The sequence below is a fragment of the Alkalihalobacillus sp. TS-13 genome (assembly GCF_019720915.1).
Taxonomy (GTDB): Bacteria; Bacillota; Bacilli; order Bacillales; family Fictibacillaceae; genus Pseudalkalibacillus.
Window position 1 is genome coordinate 1416789 of the sequence record NZ_JAHKSI010000001.1, and the last position, 22892, is coordinate 1439680.

Below are 22892 nucleotides of genomic sequence, written 5' to 3' on the forward strand. Positions count from 1 at the left end.
GTTCCCCCTATTCATTTTTTCTACGAGCAATGATACGAATTGGAGTTCCTTTGAATCCAAATGCTTCACGGATACGATTTTCAATGAATCGTTTATAGGAAAAATGAAGCAGTTCCGGATCGTTGACAAACAAAACGAAGGTAGGCGGTTTTATCGCAACCTGTGTCACATAATTGATTTTAAGACGTCTTCCTTTGTCTGTAGGAGTCGGATTCATCATGACCGCATCCATCACAACATCGTTGAGGACGTTGGTCTTTACTCGCATTGCATGGTTTTCTGCAACGGTATTGATCATAGGCATGAGCGTATGAAGACGTTGTTTCGTCTGTGCAGAAACGAATACAATTGGTGCATAATCTAAGAATAAGAAGTGATCCCTGATTTTTTGTTCGAATTCACGCAGTGTCTTATCATCTTTTTCAATGGCATCCCATTTATTGACGACGATCAGGACTGCACGTCCAGCTTCATGGGCGTACCCAGCAATTTTCTTATCTTGTTCAATGATTCCTTCTTCTGCATTCAAAACGACGAGCACGACATCTGAACGGTCGATCGCTTTTAAAGCCCTTAATACACTATACTTTTCGGTGGACTCATATACTTTTCCTTTTTTTCGCATTCCTGCAGTATCGATGATCACGTATTCTTGACCATCACGTGTGAACTTTGCATCGATAGCGTCCCTTGTCGTTCCTGCAATATCACTGACAATTGCACGTTCTTTCCCAACAATTGCATTGACTAAAGATGATTTCCCCACATTCGGACGACCGATCAATGAAAATTTGATAGTAGATTCATCATAATCATCTATTTCATCTTTCGGAAAATGTTTGATGACTTCATCAAGCATATCCCCTAAACCAAGACCATGAGCACCAGAGATCGGTACTGGTTCACCGAAACCAAGTGAGTAGAATTCATACACTTCACTCATACGTTCTGGGTTATCGATTTTGTTTACCGCTAGGACGACAGGTTTTTTTGAGCGGAATAATATTTGTGCCACTTCTTCGTCAGCAGCGGTTATCCCTTCACGACCATTAACCATGAAAATGATGACATCAGCTTCATCAATTGCTATTTCTGCTTGCTGCCTCATTTGTTTCAATAACGGTTCATCACCAAGATCGATTCCCCCGGTATCGATGAGGTTGAATTCTATATTCAACCATTCCGCATAGCTGTAAATACGATCTCGTGTCACTCCAGGTTTATCTTCAACGATAGCTAAACGGTCTCCAATAATACGGTTGAATATCGTAGACTTTCCTACATTAGGTCTTCCTACAACAGCTACGACCGGTTTTTTTCGCATATGATCACTTCCTTTTCTGAGATGCAGCCGCTATGCAGCTGCACGTATATTCCGGTTTTGTATGTATGTTTGGTATATATACAAATGAACTCTTTGAATTTTAACTTTGTTAAAGCCATTGTTGATTTTAAAGGAATTTGCGACACTCCTGCGGGAAAGCGAACCAGGTGGACCCCACAATACCACGATTAATAAACATCTTCGAGTATAATAATGACCTTCGACTAATTACCACCACGTCCTGTGGTGAACGTCGAAGTCAGTACAAGTACGTCCTGCGCCTGCGGTTACTCGGTACAAAACTACAAGGGGATGGATTTAAGTCCGTGGGCTTGTGGTGACCGTCGAACGCTGAAAGGGAGTGAATTTCGTAAGAATCAACAATTTGAATCAACAGATTTAAAAATGTAAAAAGAGAACTTTTTCGACAAAATCAGAACTCATTTATTTTAGCAAAAAACTGATAGAGCCACAACATGAAGAAATTCAGATAGCCTTATTGAATATTTTCTTTTACATGCTTGACAGGCTTGTCAATCTTGACTTTCAATGTACTTGTAAATAGCTCATACAACGACCATAGATAAACAATCATGCACGAAAGACTGATAATATCAAGGAATATGAAAGAGCCGATCACATAATCCGGTGCGAGATCCTTGAATAATGTAATATAGGCGATTTCACCATGAGCATATCCCGATGTAAGTACTGACAACCTAACGTGAAAGTCTTTTGCCATGAGCAAGACGATCAGGGAAAGTGGAATGGCAATGAAAAAATTCAAATCGATGAAAATCCATACTGGGTCATATACCACTACAAAGTGCATTCCTACATAAGATATAGAAATGATAGAACTCATGAAAATGGAATACCAAAGCTCTCGGAATTTTTGCATTCCTAAGTAAGCATAGCTGATCAGGATAATGATAAATAGGGATAAATTGACAAGTTGTCCATCAAGGTCGAGCGTAATAGCAGAACAATAGATCAAAATTAAAAGCAATGCCGAAAACACGATCCTTTGTCTTGTTTTTGCTAGAAAGAATGTGCTGATCGTCCAACCCATCCACGCGAACCAGTAAAATAATGTGCCTTCCATACAAAGATCCCCACCTGAAATTCAATTCATATCTATTCAAAGTATGGAAAAAAGCTGTTGTTTCTAAACCCTACCCCTTAATGAATAGGATAAAGCAATTCCCGCAAAACTATCACTAAAGGAGTGATACAAGTGGGAAAAGATCGACAAGAGAGAAAGTTGAAGCAATCCAAACGTGTTGAAGCTGACCGGGACCAGAATATGCATTATGACGGAGCTTCAAAACTCGATACAGCTGAAGAAGCCAGAAGAGATAATCGAGAATAGAATTTTTAGGGGCTTTTCTAGATTGTAGGGTTTTTACTTATCTAATCTAAGAAGCAGTCCGATATAAAAAAGTGTCAGATCAAAAACACGAAATCCCCAATATGTTATTTAGTATGGAGAGACTCTATGCGAAAACAGCCAAATTAAAAAAGGCTGATCCCTTCTTCCCAGATGGAAGTGTGAGATCAGCCCCTGTTCTTATACTTATTTATACTTTTTCAGTTGGTCACCAATCATATCTCCGAGTGAAAAACCTGTATTTCCGTCAGTTTCTTTGTTGTACTCTGGATCGATTTTTGAAGGACGGTTTTCTTCCTCCAATGTAGCTCGGATACTTAAGGAAACTCTCTTCTCATCAGGGTTGATGTCCAATACTTTCACTTTAACTTTATCACCTTGATCAAGGACCTCGCTAGGTGTTCCGATATGCTTGTTGGCAATTTCAGAAATATGCACAAGCCCTTCTACTCCTGGTGCAACTTCAACGAATGCGCCGAAAGAAACGAGACGTTTCACTGTTCCTTCGACGACTTGACCTTTTTCAAGGACATCTCTTACATTGTCCCATGGTCCAGGTAGTGTTTCTTTGATGGAAAGTGAAATACGTTCGTTATCACGATCGACAGAAAGTACCTTGACTTTCACCGTGGCACCTTCATTAACGACTTCAGATGGTGTTTCGACTCGATGATGTGCAAGTTGTGAAATATGGACAAGCCCATCAATCCCACCGATGTCGACGAAAGCACCGAAGTCGGTGAGGCGTTGCACGGTACCTTCCAATACTTGCCCTGCTTCCAGTGATTGAAGCACGTCCTGTTTTTGAGATTCTTCTTGTTCTTCTAATACAGCACGATGAGACAAAATAAGTTTATTATTTTCTTCTTCAAGTTCCACAATCTTGACTTCCAATGTCTTTCCTTTATATGAAGAAAAATCTTCTACAAAGTGTTTTTCAACAAGAGATGCTGGGATGAACCCGCGTACGCCGAGATCGACCACAAGGCCGCCTTTGACGACGTCAGCGATTTCGACCTCTAAGGTCTGGTTTTTTTCTTTCGCTTCTTTCAATTCAGACCATGCCTTTTCCGCAGAAATTGCACGCTTTGAAAGAACGAGCTCTTCTTCTGTTAGTTTGATCACCTTTAGAGTCAATGTATCTCCATCAGATAAGACATCACTAACTTTTTCGACATGCAAGCTTGAAAGCTCACTGATCGGCAAGATTCCATCTATCTTATATCCTGCATCGATCAATGCATGTTTTTCCTCAACCTTTGTAACGGTGCCTTCTACAATATCACCGACATCCAAAGGTTTAATTTCTGAAAGTTCTTGATTCATTTCATCAGTCATTGGCTTTACCTCCTTAAGTGTCTAAACGAAGAGAAAAACATTTATTAGACCCTCCACATATGTGAAAGAGTATGTATAAGGTTCATTTCCCTTTTCTCTAACTTCTTATAAATAGCGGGTTTTGTCAAGTAACTAAACTCCGATATTATTACTTATTCACTTCGTATAATTTCCGGATTTCTTCCATGATTTTTTCTGTTGCTTCTCTAGCTGAAGCCTTTTGTTCTTTCAATTCAGAAAAATCAATCGGTGTTCCATACACGATTTTCACCGGTTTGAACATTTTGAAAGGACCAATGATTGCACAAGGTACGACTTTCGCATCTGTTTTCAAAGCAAAGAAACCTGCTCCCGCAAGCCCATCTGCAATCGATCCGGTCTTGCTCCTTGTTCCTTCAGGAAACAGTCCAACTGCTTTTCCGCTGCGCAATATTTCCAACCCTTTTCTTAATGCTTGTTTATCACTCATACCCCTTCGGACAGGGAAAGCATGGATTTTCGGAAGGATACCTTTCAATACTGGCATTTTAAAAAGCTCAGCTTTTGCCATGAAGTGGACTGTACGGCCGGATGAACAACCGACCAGAGGAGGGTCTAGATAACTGATGTGGTTCGAACAAATCAGGACTCCATCCTCTTTAGGAACATTTTCAAGGCCGATCACTTGCAATTTATATCCAGCTGCGAAAACTCCATTAAAAAAATTACGCCCTATATTATAGAGATTCACCGGCCATCAAACCCTTTCTCTTTCTCGGACGATCTGAAGGATCGCTTTCACGACCTCGTCAATCGACATCATCGTCGTATCAAGTTCAATTGCATCTTCCGCTTTCATCAATGGGGATGCTTCCCGTTCAGAGTCCAATTCATCGCGTTGTTCGATTTCCCGCTTAATTTGCTCTAAATCAGAGGGAATCCCTTTTGATATGTTTTCTTCATGTCTTCTTTTCGCTCGTTCGTCAACGGAAGCGATTAGAAAAATTTTTACCTGTGCATCCGGAATGACATGAGTTCCGATATCACGTCCATCCATGACAACTGAATGTTCTTGACTCAATTCTTGTTGACGTTTCACCATCTCTACGCGTACGGCAGGATGTTTCGCAACTTCAGAAACGTTGTTCGTCACTTCAGACGTTCTGATCTCTTCTGTCACATCTTCTCCATCCAGAACGACGTACTGTTTATCTGACTTTTTTTGCAGATCGATTTTTGTGTTCCCTAAAACATTTTTCAGAGCAATTTCGTCCCTGACATCGATGCCGTTTCGAAGTGCTTTCAAAGTTATGGATCGATACATTGCACCTGTATCAATATAAACAAACGACAAAATGTCTGCCACTCTTTTGGCGACAGTACTTTTCCCTGCCCCAGCAGGTCCATCAATTGCAATTCTCATCAAGTTACTCATAGTTCCTCCTGCTTCTGTCAACACATCTGTTTTTCTTAACAATTCGAGGCTATCATGCATTTTTCTACCCAACTCATAGAGAAACTTGGCGCTTTTGAGGAAACCTGAAGGCTCCAAGTGCCAAGTTCAACGGTGACATTATCCCTCAAATTCATTGATACCGGGTCAATTTTCAACCCTTTCATCATACCATAGGAAATTTGAACGGTCTATCGTTTCAACTGTCTCACCAGTACTTCCATTCGTAATACCTTCATATTCATACAATTGATTGAAATAGGCACCAATGTCCCAATTGAATATGAGATATTGGGCGACAAAGAGAAAAATGATCTGACACACAATCAATTTGATCAAAATACGTTCCAGCAATCTCATAATTGAATCGCATCCTCATAATGGTCTTTTCTCTATCGTTACCAAAACAAGGCTGCTGTTATACGGATAAATAATAATGGTGAATTTCGATCTATCCTTTATTCGCTGTGGGGTCTCGCCTGGCTCGTTTTTCTCGCTGGAGTATCACAAATATTGCTTCAACCAAACTCAAACTAAATATCAACATCATTATTTAACAAGCCAATCGTTTAAAGCACCTAATCATAATAACCCTTTCTTCTTGAACATCAGTTGTTCTTCAAAACAGAACCGCAGCATATGTTGTTTGTCCCTCTCTGTGATTTTCATGAACTGCAAAGGAGCTTTATCCCTTTTGCCGTTCTCACCCTTAATGATGCGGATGACTTTCGCCTTTTGCTTCACATACCTGTGCTGATCTTTTAAAGGCAATACCATCCAGCACTTTAATTCCATGCCTTCCTTCAGTCTGTGTTGCTCAGGCAAAATAATAGCACATCCACCAGCGCTTACATCTGAAGTGATCGCTGTAAATGGTTGGAACTGATAATCTGTAGGATGAATGGCAATATCAATCGCTGTATCGACACGAACAAATTCACGCCTTTGAATTTTTTCCAAATTCTTTTCTCCAGGAAATGTTAAAATCAGTAAAGGTATATGTTCTTTTTTCCGATCGGTCATTTCAGTGTGGAACTTATATGTTATTTTATCTTTTGTCGTGAAATGTGCATAGAACTTTGTCCCTGTCATGAAAAATTCCGATTTATTTGTCCGGAGATTGGATGGATATGTAACAAGCAGATGATCTTCTCTTATATCTTCAACCTTACATTGAAACTTTTGTGCTTCTTGTCCGGGTTTCCGGATATCAAGAAAAAGGGTTTCACCAATTTTGATCATGAAAAATCCCCCTCACCCTTTTATTTGGCTCAGTGATACTATAGTGTCGTTTTGAGATTTCAATGGATCTGGAAACACTACAACGTATCATATAAGAGCCTTTTCATTTAGGTCAATTATCTCATTTTAACAAGAAAAGGAAAAGCAAAATTTGCTTTTCCTTGTTCTTATTTCATTAGAGGTGAGGACAAATTGGCAATAGGAAGTCATTCGATTTAGTGGCTTCATTCAGGAAAGAAAATATATAAACGCAACTAAGCCTCTGCCTCCACCTTGTCAAGGCTTGCCAATCAGCAAATTTCCTTTACCTACATACTGTTGACCGGTGTATTAGGATCATCCAGTTTTTTTACTTTTTCTTCCATTCCCGTGCTGGCATTAATGAAGATTCGGAAAGTCTCATTGCCCATTGTTGCTAAGAACTCATAGCAATGAACCTCTTCACCAAGATCATTGGTGATGATTCCCTGGTGAGTTTCCATGATTTTAAGCTTCGGATTCAACTTACCTTGTGCTTCTTTTTGGGAAATAGCAGGAGAAGTAATTTTCCGATCTTTTTCACCAATCAGATAGTTCATTCCTTCATAGCCAATGATATCCCCGTTATCTAGGGCTACTTTGATCGTTACTGTTTGGGGATAGATCCGTACATCGTCCTGCATTTTCACATAGGTGTAGATTCCGATGTTTTCATATTGGTTACTTGTGGTCATCTCCATCTTATCCATTGCATGCTTGTTCAAGAACTCTCTTGCTTTTTCACTTCCCTGATATAGGCTGATCTTAGCCTTTTGAACGTTTCGATCTTCTAGTATCCAAGTAGGGTGACCACCTTTTTTGGTCATTTCCATATAGATATTGGAATCACTTTTCGGCTCGTTGACAGAGATCCGGTATGCCTCATATGGTGATCCTTTTCCGTTTTCCTCGACAGTCACTTTACTGTTCTTATCCAGCTTCAGGAATTTGATAGCAAGATTCTTAGCTTCTTCTTTCGTGATTTGCTTTCCACTCAGGGCCTTATATTTATTATCCTCAAATTCGCTGATCTTCGTCATCTCCGGACCCCAGTTCACTTCTGAATATCCTTCGACAGATTTATCGACTGTTTTCAGCCCGTTGATGACGGTATTGTCATTCGGGTCATTTTCTGTTGCAAGTGCCAATTCGACATCCATCCATCTTAGATTTTCTTTCATGACAGTTGCTTGCACATCTCTTAATTCATTTTTGATTTCTGTAGCGTTCTTATGCAAACTTTGAAGTGTTGCATACTCTTCATCAGAAAGGGGTTTCTTCTCCAAATCCCTGATTGCGATCCGATAACTGAACTCACCGATCTTCGTCAGGAATTCTTCCGTTTTATTAAATGGAAGCAGCGCTAACGGAAGTTGGCCTACATCGTTATGGGCCTCCGAAGTCAAACGCCAAACCTCTGCAAGTGAAGGAGAGATCTGTTGTCGTGAATTCATAGCTAACGTGGTTCCGATTTTTTCTTCTAACGCATCGAAATGGAAATTCAAATCATGGAAAGCTCGTTGGTAGTTGTTTTCAGCGTTGATAAGGATCGCATTTTTTTCTTGATGTTCCTTGTATCCCCAAAACCCTGTACCAATTACGGCAATTGCCAATATCGTTATTAAAATTGTTCTGATCATGTCTCTTCACCTCCATTATTTAGCAAAGATATGTTTTCCGATTTGGGTAACTTGTGAACGTGTCCATATCCAACCGGATGTTGCAGTATCAGGGTTGAAATAATAAATACATCCGTCCGAAGGATCCCATCCATTGATTGCGTCATGAACAGCTTTTTTGGCTTGTTCATTTGGTGTAAGCCAAATCTGCCCATCTGCTACCGCAGTGAACGCTCGCGGTTCAAATATGACGCCTGAAATGGTATTTGGAAAAGAGGTGCTTTCAATTCGGTTGAGAATGACTGCTGCAACAGCGACCTGCCCAACATAAGGCTCACCACGGGCTTCGCCATAGACTGCATTCGCCATCAATTGAATATCATTTTCCGAATAACCGCTCGGTACATTTTTCCCTTGTTGCGGCTTTTGTTGTTTAGGTTGTGCTTTTCCTTCCTGACCTGATGGTTTCTTAGCAGGAGCTTTCCCCTTCTGTGTCTGTTTTTCTAGAGGTGTACCACCATAATGTGTGAACTTCTTCCCTTTTTGAATGTTCCTTTTCACAAATCCTTCATGGTACTCTGAAGCATTCGCGAGTTTCAATTTTGACGTTGGACCGGCAAGTCCATCCACTTTCAACCCAAACTCATACTGGAAGTTTCGAAGTGCCCAGTATGTACCCCAACCAAATACCCCATCAATCTTCCCGTTATAAAACCCTAAATATTGCAATCTCGATTGAAGTTCAATTACATCTTCACCCGTTGCGCCTTGCTGGATCACTTGAGCAGTGAACGCGTCTGTTTTATCAATATGCACAGCGCTCAACAACGGAATGACTAATAGTATCAATGATAAGCATACTTTTACGAACAAATTTCCACTTTTCATCATTACAGCCTCCTGTTGCATCCTGTATAACTTTTCAATGTTCGTAGTTTCTGTCATTCAAGTGATTTTATACAAAGAGAAAAATTAATAGAAAAAACCTGATCATCCAAGTGGACGACCAGGCATATCTGAAAATAGAAATCAATTTATTGCTCCATGATTTTGTTGTTCATAATTTTCCTGTGAAACACCTTGTGCATACTTGATTTTTCTCAAACCTAACCACCATAAAAAGATCATGAAAGGAAGCATGAAGATCATCCATTTTTGCATCAGGGATAAAATGATATAGTCATAAAAACCATGAAAGAATATCGGTACTACTAATGACGCTAATATGAACAATTGTTTTATACGCTTGTTGTCAGAGGATTTACCACGCGAAAGATAATATCCCATGATCACCCCGAACAACGCATGGCTTGGAACGGGTAACAATGCTCTCATTAACGCGGTTTCAACACCATTGGTAAACAAATAGAGAACATTTTCAGCGGTTGCGAATCCTAATGAAAGTGACACACCATAAATGATCCCATCATATGGCTCATTGAATTCAATATGTTGGTATGCTGTGAAATAAAGCAAGAACCATTTGAAAAACTCCTCAAGGAAGCCCGAAACGATGAAAGCATCAGCCCACTCAGCAACAGGCATCTCTTCATAAATACCGAACTGCAAAACCATTACAGGAAAAACAAGAAGAATCCCAATTATGAAGGTTCGTAACACCATTAAAATTGGCTCAGGTTTATATTTTTCTTTCAAATAGAAAAATGACAGCAAGGCGAGGCCTGGAGCGATCCCTGCCGATATGACCGTAAACATTTACATCGTCTCGTTTCCATCCATTTTTTACTATCGTATCATGAACAACGATCTTTTTGTTAGGCTGTTTTCTAAAAGTTTATTGCTAATACACTTTCCATTATAATAGCGTGGGAATTTACTCGCTATTCCCGCAAGAGTCTCGTATATTTCCACCACTTACAGATTTTTCTCATTCTCTAAATCACAAAGTAAATCACAAAGCTTTTTGTTATATTAATTGTCAGCCCAATTTTAGACTCACGTGTACAAAACATGGTATCTTAAATCTTGAATAAACTTTTTAGAACGAGGTGTAAACTCAATGAAAGAAATTCTAGTGATACATACTGGCGGAACGATCGCAATGAGTGAGGATAAAGAAACAGGAAAAGTAATTCCGGGTGATATCAATCCCCTTCACGAAACATATGCCCTGCTTTCCCAAATTGCCAAGGTAACGATGGATGATTTTCTGAACCTTCCTTCACCTCATATCACTCCGGATCACATGATCAGTCTTTCAAATTATATACACAGGAAAATCAAGGACAATTCCTTTGATGGAGTTGTTATCACTCACGGTACAGATACATTGGAGGAAACGGCCTATTTGCTCGACCTTCTTCATGGTGATGAAATACCTATCATCGTAACAGGAGCAATGCGCTCGAGTAATGAGCTCGGTTCAGACGGACCCCATAATCTCATTACATCCGTCAGAACGGCAGCTAGTGATGAAGCTAAAGGGAAAGGGGTTTTAGTCGTATTCAATGACGAGATCCATGCTGCAAAAAATGCGACTAAGACTCATACAAGTAATATTGCAACATTCCAAAGCCCACAATCAGGTCCTATCGGGATCGTCACAAAACGTGGTGTCTTCTTCCATCATAATCTCGCTCACCGGGAACATTATGAAACAATAGGGCTTTCAAAACATGTCATCCTTTTAAAAGCTTATGCAGGCATGCAAAAGGATCTCCTTCAAGCTGTCCGTACCATGAAGTTAGATGGACTTGTCATCGAAGCACTTGGTCAAGGGAATTTACCGCCTGTTTTAATGGAAGAAATCAATCATTTTATACAAGACCAAATTCCGATTGTCATGGTTTCACGCTGTTTCAACGGAATTGTCCAGGACATCTACAGTTACGATGGGGGAGGTCGGAAACTTAAAGAATCCGGGGTCATCTTGACGAACGGATTGAATGGACCAAAAGCCAGACTAAAGTTAATGGTTACTCTGGAAATGGGCTACAGCATGGAACAGTTATCAGAAGCTTTTTCATCAAATTGACAGAAAAGGGACTGAACCAAATTGGTCAGTCCCACTTTTTATTCCTATTCATTATTTCAGTTGCAATCAAACCACCATGGAACCGGCCATTTTCTATGAAAATTTCATTAGCGTTATTCCCGGCTGCAATCACACCTGATATGAAGATACCGCTAACGTTCGTTTCCATAGTGTCAGGATTGAACAACGGTCTTCCCGTTTCCTCTTGTATCTCCACTCCCATATTTGTCAAGAAAGAATGGTCAGGATGGTAACCAGTCATAGCAAAAACAAAATCATTCGGGATTTTTTTCTGTTCTCCATTCACCTCATAAATCAAAGACTGTTTTTTGATTTCGATTACTTTGGCGTTGAATTCCATCTTCACCTTCTCATGGCGGACTAAAGCTTCGAATTCCGGCAAGATCCATGGCTTGATACTGTTTGAATACTCAGAGCCTCTATATAATACAGTAACTCTCGCGCCGACTTTTTCTAATTCAAGGGCTGCATCTACTGCTGAGTTTTTCCCACCGATAACGACTACATCACGATCAAAGTATGGATGTGCTTCTTTAAAATAGTGAAAAACCTTATCCAGGTCTTCTCCTAGGACACCCATGTAATTTGGATGGTCGTAATATCCGGTTGCAATGATAACGTAAGGTGTTTCATATTTCTGTTCTTCATCATTCTGTTTTTTTGATCGGACGACAAAAGAGCCGTTTTCCTGCTTATCTACAACTAGAACTTTTTCAAATGCATGCACCGTAAGATTTTTTCTTTTCACGACTTCACGGTAATAAGAAAGTGCCTGGTTACGTTTAGGTTTCCTTTGTTCAATGACAAAGGGGACATTTCCGATTTCAAGCTTTTCACTTGTACTGAAAAACTGTTGATGTGTTGGGTAATTATAAATTGAATTGACAATGTTCCCTTTTTCGATAACGATTGGTTTCAGACCTTTTTCCTCTAAAGCAATCGCTGCTGAAAGACCGCAGGGACCACCGCCGACAATGATCGCGTCAGCTTGCATGGTTTCTTTCACTCCTAATGGCTACTATATCTATATTATTCATCTTATTTGAGCTGTTAAGTAAAAAGATTGTTGTTTTTCAAAATTCTATCGTATGGCTTGGGAAATTACTCGCTTTCCGCAGGAGTCCCGAATATTTCCAGCGCTTACAGGTTTTCAATAACCTCATCACCTTCATTTCTTTAGACGAATCATTATCTAAAATGAGGTTTACAAACAAAAATCCCCTTATCATACATAATGATGATAGGGGATTTCATCGTTTGTTTCAACCGAATTGCTTTAGATCCATCCTCGGAAACGAGATGCTTCTGCCATTTTACGTACACCTATCATATAAGCGGCGAGACGCATGTTGACTTTACGGTTGGTTGCGGTCGTTAAAATATTATTGAAAGCTTTTACCATCACTTGCTCAAGCTTTTCTTCAACCTCTTCTTCAGTCCAGTAGTACCCTTGATTGTTTTGAACCCATTCAAAATAAGAAACCGTTACACCGCCTGCACTTGCAAGTACATCCGGTACGAGCAGGATGTCTCGCTCTGTGAGGATGTTTGTCGCTTCAATTGTCGTTGGACCATTTGCCGCTTCTACGACAATCGAAGCTTTTATGTCATGTGCATTATGTTTTGTAATCTGATTCTCAATCGCTGCTGGAACGAGAATATCACAATCCAATTCGAGAAGTTCCTGGTTTGTGATTGTATCTTTGAACAATTTCGTCACCGTTCCGAAACTGTCACGACGATCAAGCAGATAATCAACATCCAAACCTTCAGGATCATGCAATCCGCCATAAGCATCTGAAATACCGATCACCTTCGCGCCGGCATCGTACATGAACTTCGCCAGGAAACTTCCAGCATTTCCGAATCCCTGGATGACGACTCTCGCACCTTCAAGGTTGATTCCTTTTTTCTTCGCGGCTTCTCGAATGCAAATCGTGACCCCTTTAGCGGTTGCTGATTCACGTCCGTGGGAACCACCAAGAACCAATGGTTTCCCTGTGATGAACCCTGGTGAATCGAATTCACGGATTCGGCTGTATTCATCCATCATCCATGCCATGATTTGAGAGTTCGTGAACACATCTGGCGCTGGAATATCCTTTGTAGGACCGACGATCTGACTGATTGCACGCACATATCCTCGGCTCAATCGTTCTAATTCTCGGAACGACATATCGCGTGGATCACATATGATTCCGCCTTTACCCCCACCATACGGTAAGTCGACAATACCTGCCTTCAAGCTCATCCAAATAGATAAAGCTTTTACTTCCGTTTCAGTTACATTTGGATGGAATCGTACTCCACCTTTTGTTGGTCCAACTGCATCATTGTGCTGGGCGCGATATCCAGTGAATATTTTTATAGAACCATCGTCCATCCGGACTGGGATCCGGACTGTCATTAAGCGGACTGGTTCTTTTAGAAGCTCATATACTTCTTCCGGATACCCTAGCTTATCTAATGCATCATTAATTACTGTTTGTGTAGATAACAATACATTGTCTTGTCCATTTTTTTCTTGTTCATTATCTGAAGTATTGTTGGCAGACATGGTTTACCTCCCGTGATAATACCAAATAAGTATGATTTCAATTTCTCAATGCATAGTATACACCCTACTTGTCGTAATGAGAAGTGATATCTGCAAGTTTTCCGCTTATATTTTGTAACCGCTTTCTTCCATATTCTCTGCTTATTTATTATCAATACCCTTAAAGGTGAAAATTTAACTCAATTTTTGAATCAAACTAGAAGGTAGGTTACAATATTCAAAAGGGCTAGGCCCTTTTCATATCGGCCAGCCCAGAACTTTCATCCATTGTTTTTCAAAAAAAATTCATTGATTTGTTCCATGGCTTTCTCTTCCATGATCAGCTTTCCATACTCTCTCACGCGCCACTTTGTGATGGTGGAAGGACTACCGAACTCAGATAAAAGTGCGACGAACATATCAACATCTAGAAATTCATATTCCTCTTCTTCGAACGAAACGAAATAATGTCCGTTATAATAAGTAATTTCCCCACCTGTGATACCTAATTGGTGCACTCGTGAAGTTAGTGCGATGATGTCATCGAAATGTTTGAATTCATAAATGACGTCATCACTTATATCCATTGTCACTTGAAGTTCCAGATATTCATCATCGTAATCATCATCCTCACTCGTAGGTTGACCTTTCGTCACAATGACAACCATCCCTTGGGCAGGCAGCGAAAAAACTTCGACGGCTATCGGACCATCTGCTTTAAATCCAAGTTCATCATCTGCTTCTAACATCATGTCCCTGAACAGTTCGTGTACTTTTGGTAAGTCTTGCCACATTTCTTCCTTCGAGATGCCGCGCTCGTCTAAATCATCCAAAGTTAAAAACACTTTTATTTTGTTATATGTTAAACGCTCCAGTCGCATATATGGTCCTCCTCAACAGCAATACTCCACCCTTTCTTTACACTATATGATGGCGATTTACAGAAGGTTCTTCGTAGTCAGGTAGTTCTGAAAAGATCTGCATCAGGTCATTATTATGGTCGAAGTTCCTTAATTCGCTGTGGGATCTCGCCCCGCTCGCTGTTCCCGCAGGAGTGTCGCAAATTTCGCTTCAATCATACTTCGTCAGAATTCAACTGTATTAATTAACTAAGTTTTTTATAAAAAGTGAACACATGAGATTCTGCTGGTGCACAAAGTCTTAATGGAAGTTTTGTATAACCGAAACCATTGCTTATGAATAGTTTTGTCTGTGGATATTCTTTAAAGCCTCCTCTTTCTGCGATCCCCCATTTGAAAAGGCGAATTTGTCCTCCATGGGTATGTCCGCTTAGGACGAAGCCGATTCGATGCTCGTCTTTGACCTTTTCGATGATCGACGGATTATGGCTGATGAGGATTTTAAAACATGTATGGCTATCGTCTGCATCGGAAACAGCTAAATCCAGATCTTCCCTCTCCAAGGTTGGATCATCTACTCCTACAAGAATCAAGGTATCATCTCCAGATTCAAATCTGGCACAAGTATTATCAAGGATCGTCACACCTTTTTCCCTTAGGAGGACATCCAAGTTGCGAAAATCCACCTCATAATCATTATTCCCCCACACGAAATAATTAGGTGCGATCTTTGAAAGCTGGTCCAAATTTTTGGAAACACGCTCGAACGGTACGTCTTTTTCCATCAAATCTCCACCAATTACTACTATGTCAATCGGATCTTTTATTTGGTCAAGCAGTTTCTCATCGATCACCCTGGTATGGATATCAGATATAAAAAAAACCTTTAAGCCATTGAAGCTTTCAGGAAAATTTTCTAAAGAGAGCTCATGCTTTTTTACAACTATTTGATGGGCTTCATGCCACATATAAATGAGTAGCAGCAAACCAATGCCCATCACTACAAAAAAAGTAATGATCATTCTGCACCTTCCTGTCTCCGTTCGTGAACATTAAATTGAGATAACGAAATGATACCATAAATAACGGAACAAGGTAAGAATATCAACATAAGAAGCTCATTCATTTGATAAAGTAGGTACACACTGCATATTACAAGGACAATGTAAAGTAGCTGCACAATCAATGAGCGGAGTCTTTGGTTTCTGAAATCGGTGATAATCGTTTTGAGCGCAATTCCATATGCTATTACACCAATGAGGATCAGAAAGGCTGAATAAACGAAAACCATTGGATTCATAATCAACTTTGCCACCCAGCCCATGAATTGGTCATAAGATGAAGTTGGTATGTCATTCACGACGGTATATAAGGAAAAATATCCGATAAGTAATGCCATGATCCGTTTAAACACAAAAATCCCTCCCCTATACCGTATGAAAAGGGAAGGAATTTCATGTTGTCAATCTTCCTTGATATCAAGAATCCGGAATCCAGATGCCTCAAGCTTTTTTATGAATTTATCAATGTTCTGCTGCTTTTCAACTTTCATGACGATTCTTCTTATGAACTTATCAGATTCGTCAAAGGTCGCAAGTGAAATTATATTTTCATGGAATTGTTTCGCAATTTCTGCAAGCCGGGCAATACGTCCTTCTGCTTCCGAGGATGAAAACGAGATCCTGACACCTTTTCGGTTCATACCAAAAGCACTTTGGAATTGTTCAAGTGCATCATATCGGGTAATGATCCCTTTCAATTCTCCAGCCTGGTCGACAACTGCTAACAAAGGGCGGTCCTTGACAGATAAAAGGATTTTTTCAAATATTTCTTCTTCATCAATGAAATCATTTTTATGGTCCGCTACATCTCCAGCTACAGTGGACTTGAGGAAATCCTGACGATCTGAACCGGATTCGAAGTATGCCTTATAGATCTTGTTCAATGTGACAATACCAGCATATTGTTTCCCATTGACCACAGGCATCCCATCGATTTGATATTGGTTCAACTTATGTAGTACATCTTCCAGCGTATCTGAATTTTGAGCGACATATGTTTTCGCTTTCGGTATCATGATACTTCTGACAAACATGATTATCCCCCCTAATTAATTACTACCTTATTGTTTTCGCTTCGATAATAGGTAATTCCTATTAAGCGTTTAAAATTTTTATTTTTTATCAGAATATTTCAACAATATAGGTTGAAAAATATGTAAATTTACATTAAGATTAAACTAAGAATTTGAGTTTAAAAAATTCAAAAAATTAAAGTTAGGAGAGGACACACCATGACCATATCCAAGTTTACGAATAAGTCTCTCGTACTAGATCAGGATTTGGAATACAGCCAGAAGATCGGACTCCCAGTTGAAGTATTTTGTATGAAAGAGTATGAAACAGTAGCGTTTGGCAGGATACAATTGATTACGAAAGATCATGTGCAAATAAATGACCAACTCTTTTGCAGAAGCGAGAATGCCTTTTTCGGCTGCCCTTGTCCAATGTAGTATCAATATTATCATTTGTGATATAAGTTGACATCATGTTCCCGTTTCAGCCAATCAAACACTTCATGTCTAAGTTTCCATGGAACTGGTTTTTCCCACAGTTCTTCTCCTCGTTCAATGGTTGCTATTCTTAATTCTTCGTACTCGTTTTCAGCCTTGGTATGCTTTTTCTTGTAATGGATCATTTGGACAATACTAAAAATCCCAATTATACAGAGCGTGAGTAACAGCTTATCCTGCGTAAGGTATCCGATCACATTTCGATTCATTAGAAACATGGTGCCAAAGGCAGGCAGCTTGTAGAAATAGATGTATATCAAGCTGAAAAAAAGCACGACGAATAAAGATAAAGACCATTTCAAAACCAATTGCTCAAATCGTTTCTCTTTTGTCCTGCGTTCTATGAGGTTCTTCACTACTTCCAACGTCACTTCAGAAACTAAATACTGTTTAAACTTCCAATACTGTAAACCATCCATTTAGATTCCCTCCTATTCAAAACTATGCTAGGAGGGAATTAGGTATACATCAGTCACATGATGTTTTTTAATTGACGATATTAATGGGCTGAATACCGTCTTTTTTTATTTCCTGAAATGGCATTTCATAGGTTAAGTAATACACGATAAAAACAATCATACATATAAAGGCGATGGCGATCCCACGGGTAATCCATAAATAGGTTTTATCTGGTTGAGTCGCCTCTTTCGTTTGCCCTTTACTCCGGGAATGTTTTTCGCTTCTTGGAGGAAGGTTCAGAATATCTACCTCGTCGTTATCCATAGCAATCTCATCATTATTGACTTTTTCACGTAAAATCGACGCTTGATCTTGCACCTTCACTTAGATGCACCTCCTTTGATCAAAGGCTTTGTGCTTTAAGCTAATTCCATAACACACATGCTTCACTTTCAGAAAGACTCATCGTTCCATTCCTGATTCTTAGAACGTACAGAAAAAAGGTTATTCCGGATAATCAGTCCTAATAGGAAATCGATCGCAATATGGATGAAGATAGGAATCAGTAAATTCCCTGTAATAATGAAGATACCACCTAACAAGAAACTGAGTACTGTCGCAAATAGCAATAACACAGGTTTGATGATATAACGGATATGTAAGAGCGCAAACAACAAACTTGCCGGGACATACCCGATATTCGTCTGTAATACGCCACGGAATAACAATTCTTCACAAATCCCAATGACAACCGTGATCACTATCAAATGGATAAACGTAATGTTCGAGAATATTCTTTCATTGATTCCACCATCATCGATCAAACGTCGCGGTGCCTTTTTCCATAAAATAACGTCTACTAGCACAATAAGGATGATAACAGGGAGCGACCAAATGAGAATAGCTCCCCATTCCATCCTGAAAAGAACAAGCCAGTCCGCAATATCCTGGTTAAAGAAAAAGGACAAGATCACCGCCAATAATAGAAAAATCCCCTGCGTGAAATAAAGATTCAAATACAGTTCACGTTTGGATAAAGATTGTAAGAGTTCTTTCTGATTCAATTGTTTAAACATGGATGTTCTCCTGATGGAAGATTAGAGCCAATTCTTCTTCCCAACTGTTCTTTTCACTTTGCTCCGATCTGGAAATTGAAGCTTTGAAGTGTTCAATTGATACTCCACAAATATGGCAGCAATTCAAAGGTCTTACAGTCAATTCTTCTGAAAAGGACTTTAAAATGGATTCCCTTTTACATTCCCTCGACTGGATCCATTTCTTCATATATCGGATCCGGTCTTGTTTTTCTTTAAATCTCATTTCAATGAAACCTACTAATTTATTTCTCCATTCAAGAAGATCCCTTTTGTCTTCCCAAAAAAACAATTCAACATGATATTGGATGAAACGTTCAGCTGTTTCGGTGAGATCCAAGTGACGAATTCCTTCTTGGAATGATCCTCGTTCTGGTTCGTCCTTGTTTACGAAATTGATCAAGTCATCGATATCACGTTCTGATGGTAATTCTGAAGAGATAAGGCGTTCAGGAATGAAATCATCATCTTCATGATAAAGTATCAAAGCCAAACTTTGTTCTCCATCTCTTCCGGCTCTTCCGATCTCTTGCAAGTAAGACTCCATATTAGAAGGAAAATGGAAATGGATAACGAATCGGATATCAGACTTATTGATTCCCATTCCAAATGCATTCGTGCAGCATATCACATCGAGTTCGTTATAAATGAACTGTTTTTGTATAAGCATTCTGTCATCGTTATCCATACCCCCATGATAATAAGCTGTCCGTTCTAAACCATTCCGCTTCAATGTGTTCGCAATCGTTTCAGCTGCATTTCGGCTTGACGTATAGATGAGGCCAGGTCCTTTCAACATTTGGACATATCGGATCAAGATGTCCATTTTTTCGATGGCACTGTCAACGATTTCCGTTTGAAGAGCAATATTCGGCCGATCGACGGAGTATATATGCATTTCCGGTTCATCAAGCGCTAACAACTTGATGATATCCTCACGGACTTTCACAGTTGCTGTTGCAGTCAAAGCTAAAATGGGCGGCCGCCCCATCTTTTTAGCTGCTTCCCCCAGTTTCAGATAATCCGTTCTGAATTCGTGCCCCCACTGGGATATACAATGTGCTTCATCAATTACAAACAAGGATACTTTTATTTTTGAAAGGGCATTCGCAAATAGATCTGACTGCAGTGTTTCCGGGGATACATAAATGATCTTATACCTTGATAGATTCCTTAGGATCGTTTTTCTGAGATCATATGGCATTCCACTATGAAACGTACATACCCTTTTCTCTCCATTACGCTTTAATTGTTCTACTTGATCTTCCATCAAAGAAATTAGCGGAGATACGACGATGACTGCACCTTCTACGAGATAAGCCGGTAGCTGATAACAAATCGACTTGCCTGATCCTGTAGGCAGCATTGCAAATACATCTTTATCATCTAGTACATCTTCTATAATTTCTCTTTGTCCACTACGAAAGGTACGAAACCCGAACTTTTCATATAAAACGTGATCAATCGACACTTCTCATCCCCCCTCCCTGTTTCCCATTTGCAGATGACTCTTTAGCCAGTGTCAACCGGATTTGAAAGTAATTGAAACCTTCACCCAGTTTTTGTTTGATAGCCTTCAGCCTTTTTGTCCCTAATAATCCAGAAGCCTCTACGATCCGCTTCTGATCCGTTTCTTGTATGTATCTATCAATATCCATTTCTGGAATATGAATTGCAAGTTCGACAATATGATCCTCAATCGTACTAGGCTTCAAATTCCTAACGGAGGCTATTTCTTCTAAACTGAGACCCTTTTTGATCAGTCGATACGTTTTACGTGTAGATTCGGTCAGTGCAAACCGCTGTTCCATATCAGCTATGAATGTAGATAAAACAGGAAATGCAGTGCGATCTTCAACGATCATTTTCATCATGTGATGTAAAGATGCTTGGAAATGGACATGGCATTCCATTGGATCAATATGCAATCTATCTGCCACCTGGTTAGTGGTCAGGCCGATCCTTCCAGTTCTTGTCAGTCTTAAAACAACATTCTCAGCCTTCCTAACACCCAACGGTTGCAGAAGCAATTTCAGTTCTTGAAATAGCAGAGAGGCAATCTTTGATCGTATCTCTTTCTCCTTTGGAAATGAACGTTTGACCCATTGCAACGTGTCAGGATCATTTTGAATCGGATAGAAATGATGATCTCCTTTCATTATGTGTGAGAGGGTTTGGACAAATAATGTAATTCGACGCCAGAAAACACTACTAAGATCGCCGTAACGCCAACAATCCAGCCATTCAGGTATAGGATGTTGTTCCAACTGGTTTCGAAGCTGCATTTTCCCCAAATTTGTTATAAGAGCATGATTTCCGTCATAAACTTCAATCAATCCGTCGTTATGTAAATCGTTCATATTTATTTTGAAATCCCTGTAACTGTATCCTTTTATGATTCCAAACAAGTGAGAAAGTTGGAACAGCCTGCCATCTTGTACAGTTTGTGATGATTTTTTTCCATTGAATAAATGATACAGTCCAGTGGTCGTTCTTTCTCCATCCAGCCGTTCAATACCCAATAAAATGATGGAACCTATATAGTTCACGTTCACTCTCACCTCCCATTCTTGTACACTCTATTGTATCAAAGAGAGTTAAAATTTTGCTCGTTTTAGAAAAATTGGCTTATGTAGTTAAAAAACACTTACAAAGCCTTATTTGAAAAGGATTATCAATAATTTAATTGTTGAAATCTCTACCTAACAGTTTTACAATAGTAACAAGGATAGAAAAAATGGATTCATTTGGAGAATATGAACTGTTTTTTGAATTGATAATAAGATAGGTAATGAAGAACAGGTTCATAAATTTCTAGGAGGGTAATTTCGATATGCCAAAGTACACGATTGTTGACAAAGAAACTTGCATCGCATGCGGAGCTTGTGGAGCTGCTGCACCTGACATTTATGACTATGATGATGAAGGTATTGCGTTTGTTACCTTAGATGATAATGAAGGAATTGTAGAAATTCCAGATATTCTTCATGAAGATATGCAGGACGCCTTCGAAGGTTGCCCGACTGATTCAATCAAAATTGCGGATGAACCTTTTGATGGGGATGCAACAAAATTCGAATGATAATGTGGATAAAACGACGTCTTCCAGGTTTGGAGGGCGTTTTTTTCATACCATAACGATCATATTAAAATTGATAATCATTGTCAATTACGACTTTCAAACCATCCTGTGCATGTGAAAAGGCTCGCGGATCCCCCCTGGAAAGGGAGTGAACTTCGTAGAGTTCAACATTAAAACTAATCGTGCCAATTTAAAGTACGTCAGTTTTCAAATGAACTTTGAATTGCTATAATAGGATATTGTAAGTTGTACATATTCTAAGGAGGTCTATAGGATGGCAAAAGTTGTCGACGCATTTATTGAAATTCCGACTGGAAGTCAAAACAAATATGAGTACGATAAAGAAAAAGGTGTATTCAAGCTGGATCGTGTTCTTTTCTCCCCGATGTTTTACCCGGCTGAATACGGATATCTTGAAAACACACTTGCTCTGGATGGGGACCCGTTGGATATCCTCGTATTAGTTACGAACCCTACTTTCCCAGGTTGTGTGATCGAATCCCGCGTAATCGGATTCCTGAACATGATTGACAGCGGTGAAGAAGATGCAAAGCTTCTTGCAGTGCCAGTGGAGGATCCGCGCTTTGACCATGTTCAATCACTTGAAGATGTGTCTGAACACACACTAAAGGAAATCTCGCATTTCTTTGAACGTTATAAAGATCTTCAAGGAAAGAAAACAGAAATCGGATCATGGGAAGGACCAGAAAAGGCATCTGAATTAGTTGAGGAATGCCTGAAGCGTTATCAGGAACAAAAATAATAAATGTGTACTTTAAAGACTTGTGGTTCAAACCACGGGTCTTTTTTATGTCTTGTGAGAATACCTTTCACCATGAGGAAAATCGATTCACAGATAATTTATTAATTCCAATGTAAGCGCAACCAACTCCTATCCCTCGCATTCCCTTATTTAACAGACTTTATAATTGTACAAATTTTCAGTTGACATACATTGTGAACCATAGGA

26 protein-coding genes are annotated in these 22892 nt (G+C 39.6%); 5 read left to right on the forward strand and 21 right to left on the reverse strand.

Features of this window, described 5'->3' with window-relative positions; genetic code table 11:
• Nucleotides 1-7: 7 nt before the first annotated feature.
• Both der and KOL94_RS07050 read right to left on the reverse strand, forming a co-directional pair.
• Nucleotides 8-1324: a ribosome biogenesis GTPase Der gene (gene der / locus KOL94_RS07045; RefSeq protein WP_221565217.1), complete on the reverse strand. Its 1317-nt coding sequence runs from the start codon at nucleotides 1322-1324 to the stop codon at nucleotides 8-10.
• A gap of 496 nt (nucleotides 1325-1820) precedes the next feature.
• The gene (locus KOL94_RS07050; protein WP_221565218.1) at nucleotides 1821-2429 is read right to left on the reverse strand and encodes a YphA family membrane protein; all 609 of its coding nucleotides are present in this window, start codon (nucleotides 2427-2429) and stop codon (nucleotides 1821-1823) included.
• A gap of 132 nt (nucleotides 2430-2561) precedes the next feature.
• Between KOL94_RS07050 and KOL94_RS07055 the strand changes: the two genes are divergently transcribed.
• Complete coding sequence (locus tag KOL94_RS07055; protein WP_221565219.1) at nucleotides 2562-2696, forward strand: YpzI family protein; 135 nt, start codon at nucleotides 2562-2564, stop codon at nucleotides 2694-2696.
• 204 nt (nucleotides 2697-2900) lie between these two features.
• On the opposite strand, the gene rpsA is transcribed toward KOL94_RS07055, so the two are convergent.
• From rpsA to prsW, 8 genes are all read right to left on the reverse strand, one after another.
• On the reverse strand, nucleotides 2901-4052 hold the full coding sequence (gene rpsA / locus KOL94_RS07060) for a 30S ribosomal protein S1 (RefSeq protein WP_221565220.1): 1152 nt from the start codon (nucleotides 4050-4052) through the stop codon (nucleotides 2901-2903).
• Nucleotides 4053-4200: 148 nt separating this feature from the next.
• Nucleotides 4201-4782, reverse strand: a complete 582-nt coding sequence (locus KOL94_RS07065; protein WP_221565221.1) for a lysophospholipid acyltransferase family protein — start codon at nucleotides 4780-4782, stop codon at nucleotides 4201-4203.
• A 6-nt stretch (nucleotides 4783-4788) separates the two neighbouring features.
• Complete coding sequence (cmk, locus tag KOL94_RS07070; protein WP_221565223.1) at nucleotides 4789-5466, reverse strand: (d)CMP kinase; 678 nt, start codon at nucleotides 5464-5466, stop codon at nucleotides 4789-4791.
• Between the two features lie 165 nt (nucleotides 5467-5631).
• The gene (locus KOL94_RS07075) at nucleotides 5632-5844 is read right to left on the reverse strand and encodes a DUF5359 family protein (RefSeq protein WP_221565225.1); all 213 of its coding nucleotides are present in this window, start codon (nucleotides 5842-5844) and stop codon (nucleotides 5632-5634) included.
• 222 nt (nucleotides 5845-6066) lie between these two features.
• Nucleotides 6067-6726 (reverse strand): flagellar brake protein, encoded by a 660-nt coding sequence (locus tag KOL94_RS07080; RefSeq protein WP_221565227.1) that lies wholly within the window; start codon nucleotides 6724-6726, stop codon nucleotides 6067-6069.
• A gap of 308 nt (nucleotides 6727-7034) precedes the next feature.
• Nucleotides 7035-8384, reverse strand: a complete 1350-nt coding sequence (ypeB, locus tag KOL94_RS07085) for a germination protein YpeB (RefSeq protein WP_221565229.1) — start codon at nucleotides 8382-8384, stop codon at nucleotides 7035-7037.
• Between the two features lie 15 nt (nucleotides 8385-8399).
• Nucleotides 8400-9251 (reverse strand): spore cortex-lytic enzyme, encoded by an 852-nt coding sequence (gene sleB / locus KOL94_RS07090; protein WP_221565231.1) that lies wholly within the window; start codon nucleotides 9249-9251, stop codon nucleotides 8400-8402.
• Nucleotides 9252-9392: 141 nt separating this feature from the next.
• Nucleotides 9393-10079 (reverse strand): glutamic-type intramembrane protease PrsW, encoded by a 687-nt coding sequence (gene prsW / locus KOL94_RS07095; RefSeq protein WP_221565233.1) that lies wholly within the window; start codon nucleotides 10077-10079, stop codon nucleotides 9393-9395.
• Between the two features lie 304 nt (nucleotides 10080-10383).
• On the opposite strand from prsW, the gene KOL94_RS07100 reads away from it, so the two are divergent.
• Entirely contained in the window at nucleotides 10384-11358 is a 975-nt protein-coding gene (locus tag KOL94_RS07100; protein WP_221565235.1) for an asparaginase, read from the forward strand.
• A gap of 25 nt (nucleotides 11359-11383) precedes the next feature.
• Here the strand turns inward: KOL94_RS07100 and KOL94_RS07105 are convergent, their stop codons facing one another.
• The 6 genes from KOL94_RS07105 to KOL94_RS07130 form a co-directional block, all read right to left on the reverse strand.
• Complete coding sequence (locus KOL94_RS07105; protein WP_221565237.1) at nucleotides 11384-12373, reverse strand: YpdA family putative bacillithiol disulfide reductase; 990 nt, start codon at nucleotides 12371-12373, stop codon at nucleotides 11384-11386.
• Between the two features lie 282 nt (nucleotides 12374-12655).
• Nucleotides 12656-13936, reverse strand: a complete 1281-nt coding sequence (locus KOL94_RS07110) for a Glu/Leu/Phe/Val family dehydrogenase (RefSeq protein WP_221565239.1) — start codon at nucleotides 13934-13936, stop codon at nucleotides 12656-12658.
• A gap of 260 nt (nucleotides 13937-14196) precedes the next feature.
• Nucleotides 14197-14796, reverse strand: coding sequence for a genetic competence negative regulator (locus KOL94_RS07115; RefSeq protein WP_221565241.1), 600 nt, complete (start codon nucleotides 14794-14796; stop codon nucleotides 14197-14199).
• A 224-nt stretch (nucleotides 14797-15020) separates the two neighbouring features.
• Nucleotides 15021-15797 (reverse strand): metallophosphoesterase, encoded by a 777-nt coding sequence (locus tag KOL94_RS07120; RefSeq protein ID WP_221565243.1) that lies wholly within the window; start codon nucleotides 15795-15797, stop codon nucleotides 15021-15023.
• Nucleotides 15794-16189 carry a hypothetical protein gene (locus tag KOL94_RS07125; protein WP_221565245.1) on the reverse strand — a complete coding sequence of 132 codons (396 nt, stop codon included), beginning with the start codon at nucleotides 16187-16189 and terminating at the stop codon, nucleotides 15794-15796. Before KOL94_RS07125 ends, KOL94_RS07120 begins: the two co-directional genes overlap by 4 nt.
• 48 nt (nucleotides 16190-16237) lie before the next feature.
• The gene (locus KOL94_RS07130; RefSeq protein ID WP_221565246.1) at nucleotides 16238-16870 is read right to left on the reverse strand and encodes a CBS domain-containing protein; all 633 of its coding nucleotides are present in this window, start codon (nucleotides 16868-16870) and stop codon (nucleotides 16238-16240) included.
• 198 nt (nucleotides 16871-17068) lie between these two features.
• Between KOL94_RS07130 and KOL94_RS07135 the strand changes: the two genes are divergently transcribed.
• Nucleotides 17069-17287 carry a hypothetical protein gene (locus KOL94_RS07135; protein WP_221565247.1) on the forward strand — a complete coding sequence of 73 codons (219 nt, stop codon included), beginning with the start codon at nucleotides 17069-17071 and terminating at the stop codon, nucleotides 17285-17287.
• A gap of 11 nt (nucleotides 17288-17298) precedes the next feature.
• On the opposite strand, the gene KOL94_RS07140 is transcribed toward KOL94_RS07135, so the two are convergent.
• From KOL94_RS07140 to KOL94_RS25610, 5 genes are all read right to left on the reverse strand, one after another.
• On the reverse strand, nucleotides 17299-17766 hold the full coding sequence (locus KOL94_RS07140; protein ID WP_221565248.1) for a DUF2663 family protein: 468 nt from the start codon (nucleotides 17764-17766) through the stop codon (nucleotides 17299-17301).
• A gap of 67 nt (nucleotides 17767-17833) precedes the next feature.
• Nucleotides 17834-18130, reverse strand: coding sequence for a hypothetical protein (locus tag KOL94_RS07145; protein ID WP_221565249.1), 297 nt, complete (start codon nucleotides 18128-18130; stop codon nucleotides 17834-17836).
• 68 nt (nucleotides 18131-18198) lie between these two features.
• A complete protein-coding gene (locus KOL94_RS07150; RefSeq protein WP_221565250.1) occupies nucleotides 18199-18822 on the reverse strand; it encodes a type II CAAX endopeptidase family protein in 624 nt (207 codons plus the stop codon).
• A complete protein-coding gene (locus KOL94_RS07155) occupies nucleotides 18815-20311 on the reverse strand; it encodes a RecQ family ATP-dependent DNA helicase (RefSeq protein ID WP_221565251.1) in 1497 nt (498 codons plus the stop codon). The genes KOL94_RS07150 and KOL94_RS07155 overlap by 8 nt, the downstream gene beginning before the upstream one ends.
• On the reverse strand, nucleotides 20301-21395 hold the full coding sequence (locus KOL94_RS25610; RefSeq protein WP_221565252.1) for a YpbB family protein: 1095 nt from the start codon (nucleotides 21393-21395) through the stop codon (nucleotides 20301-20303). Before KOL94_RS25610 ends, KOL94_RS07155 begins: the two co-directional genes overlap by 11 nt.
• Before the next feature lie 278 nt (nucleotides 21396-21673).
• Between KOL94_RS25610 and KOL94_RS07165 the strand changes: the two genes are divergently transcribed.
• Entirely contained in the window at nucleotides 21674-21922 is a 249-nt protein-coding gene (locus KOL94_RS07165; RefSeq protein ID WP_221565253.1) for a ferredoxin, read from the forward strand.
• 274 nt (nucleotides 21923-22196) lie between these two features.
• Entirely contained in the window at nucleotides 22197-22685 is a 489-nt protein-coding gene (locus tag KOL94_RS07170; RefSeq protein ID WP_221565254.1) for an inorganic diphosphatase, read from the forward strand.
• Nucleotides 22686-22892: the final 207 nt, after the last annotated feature.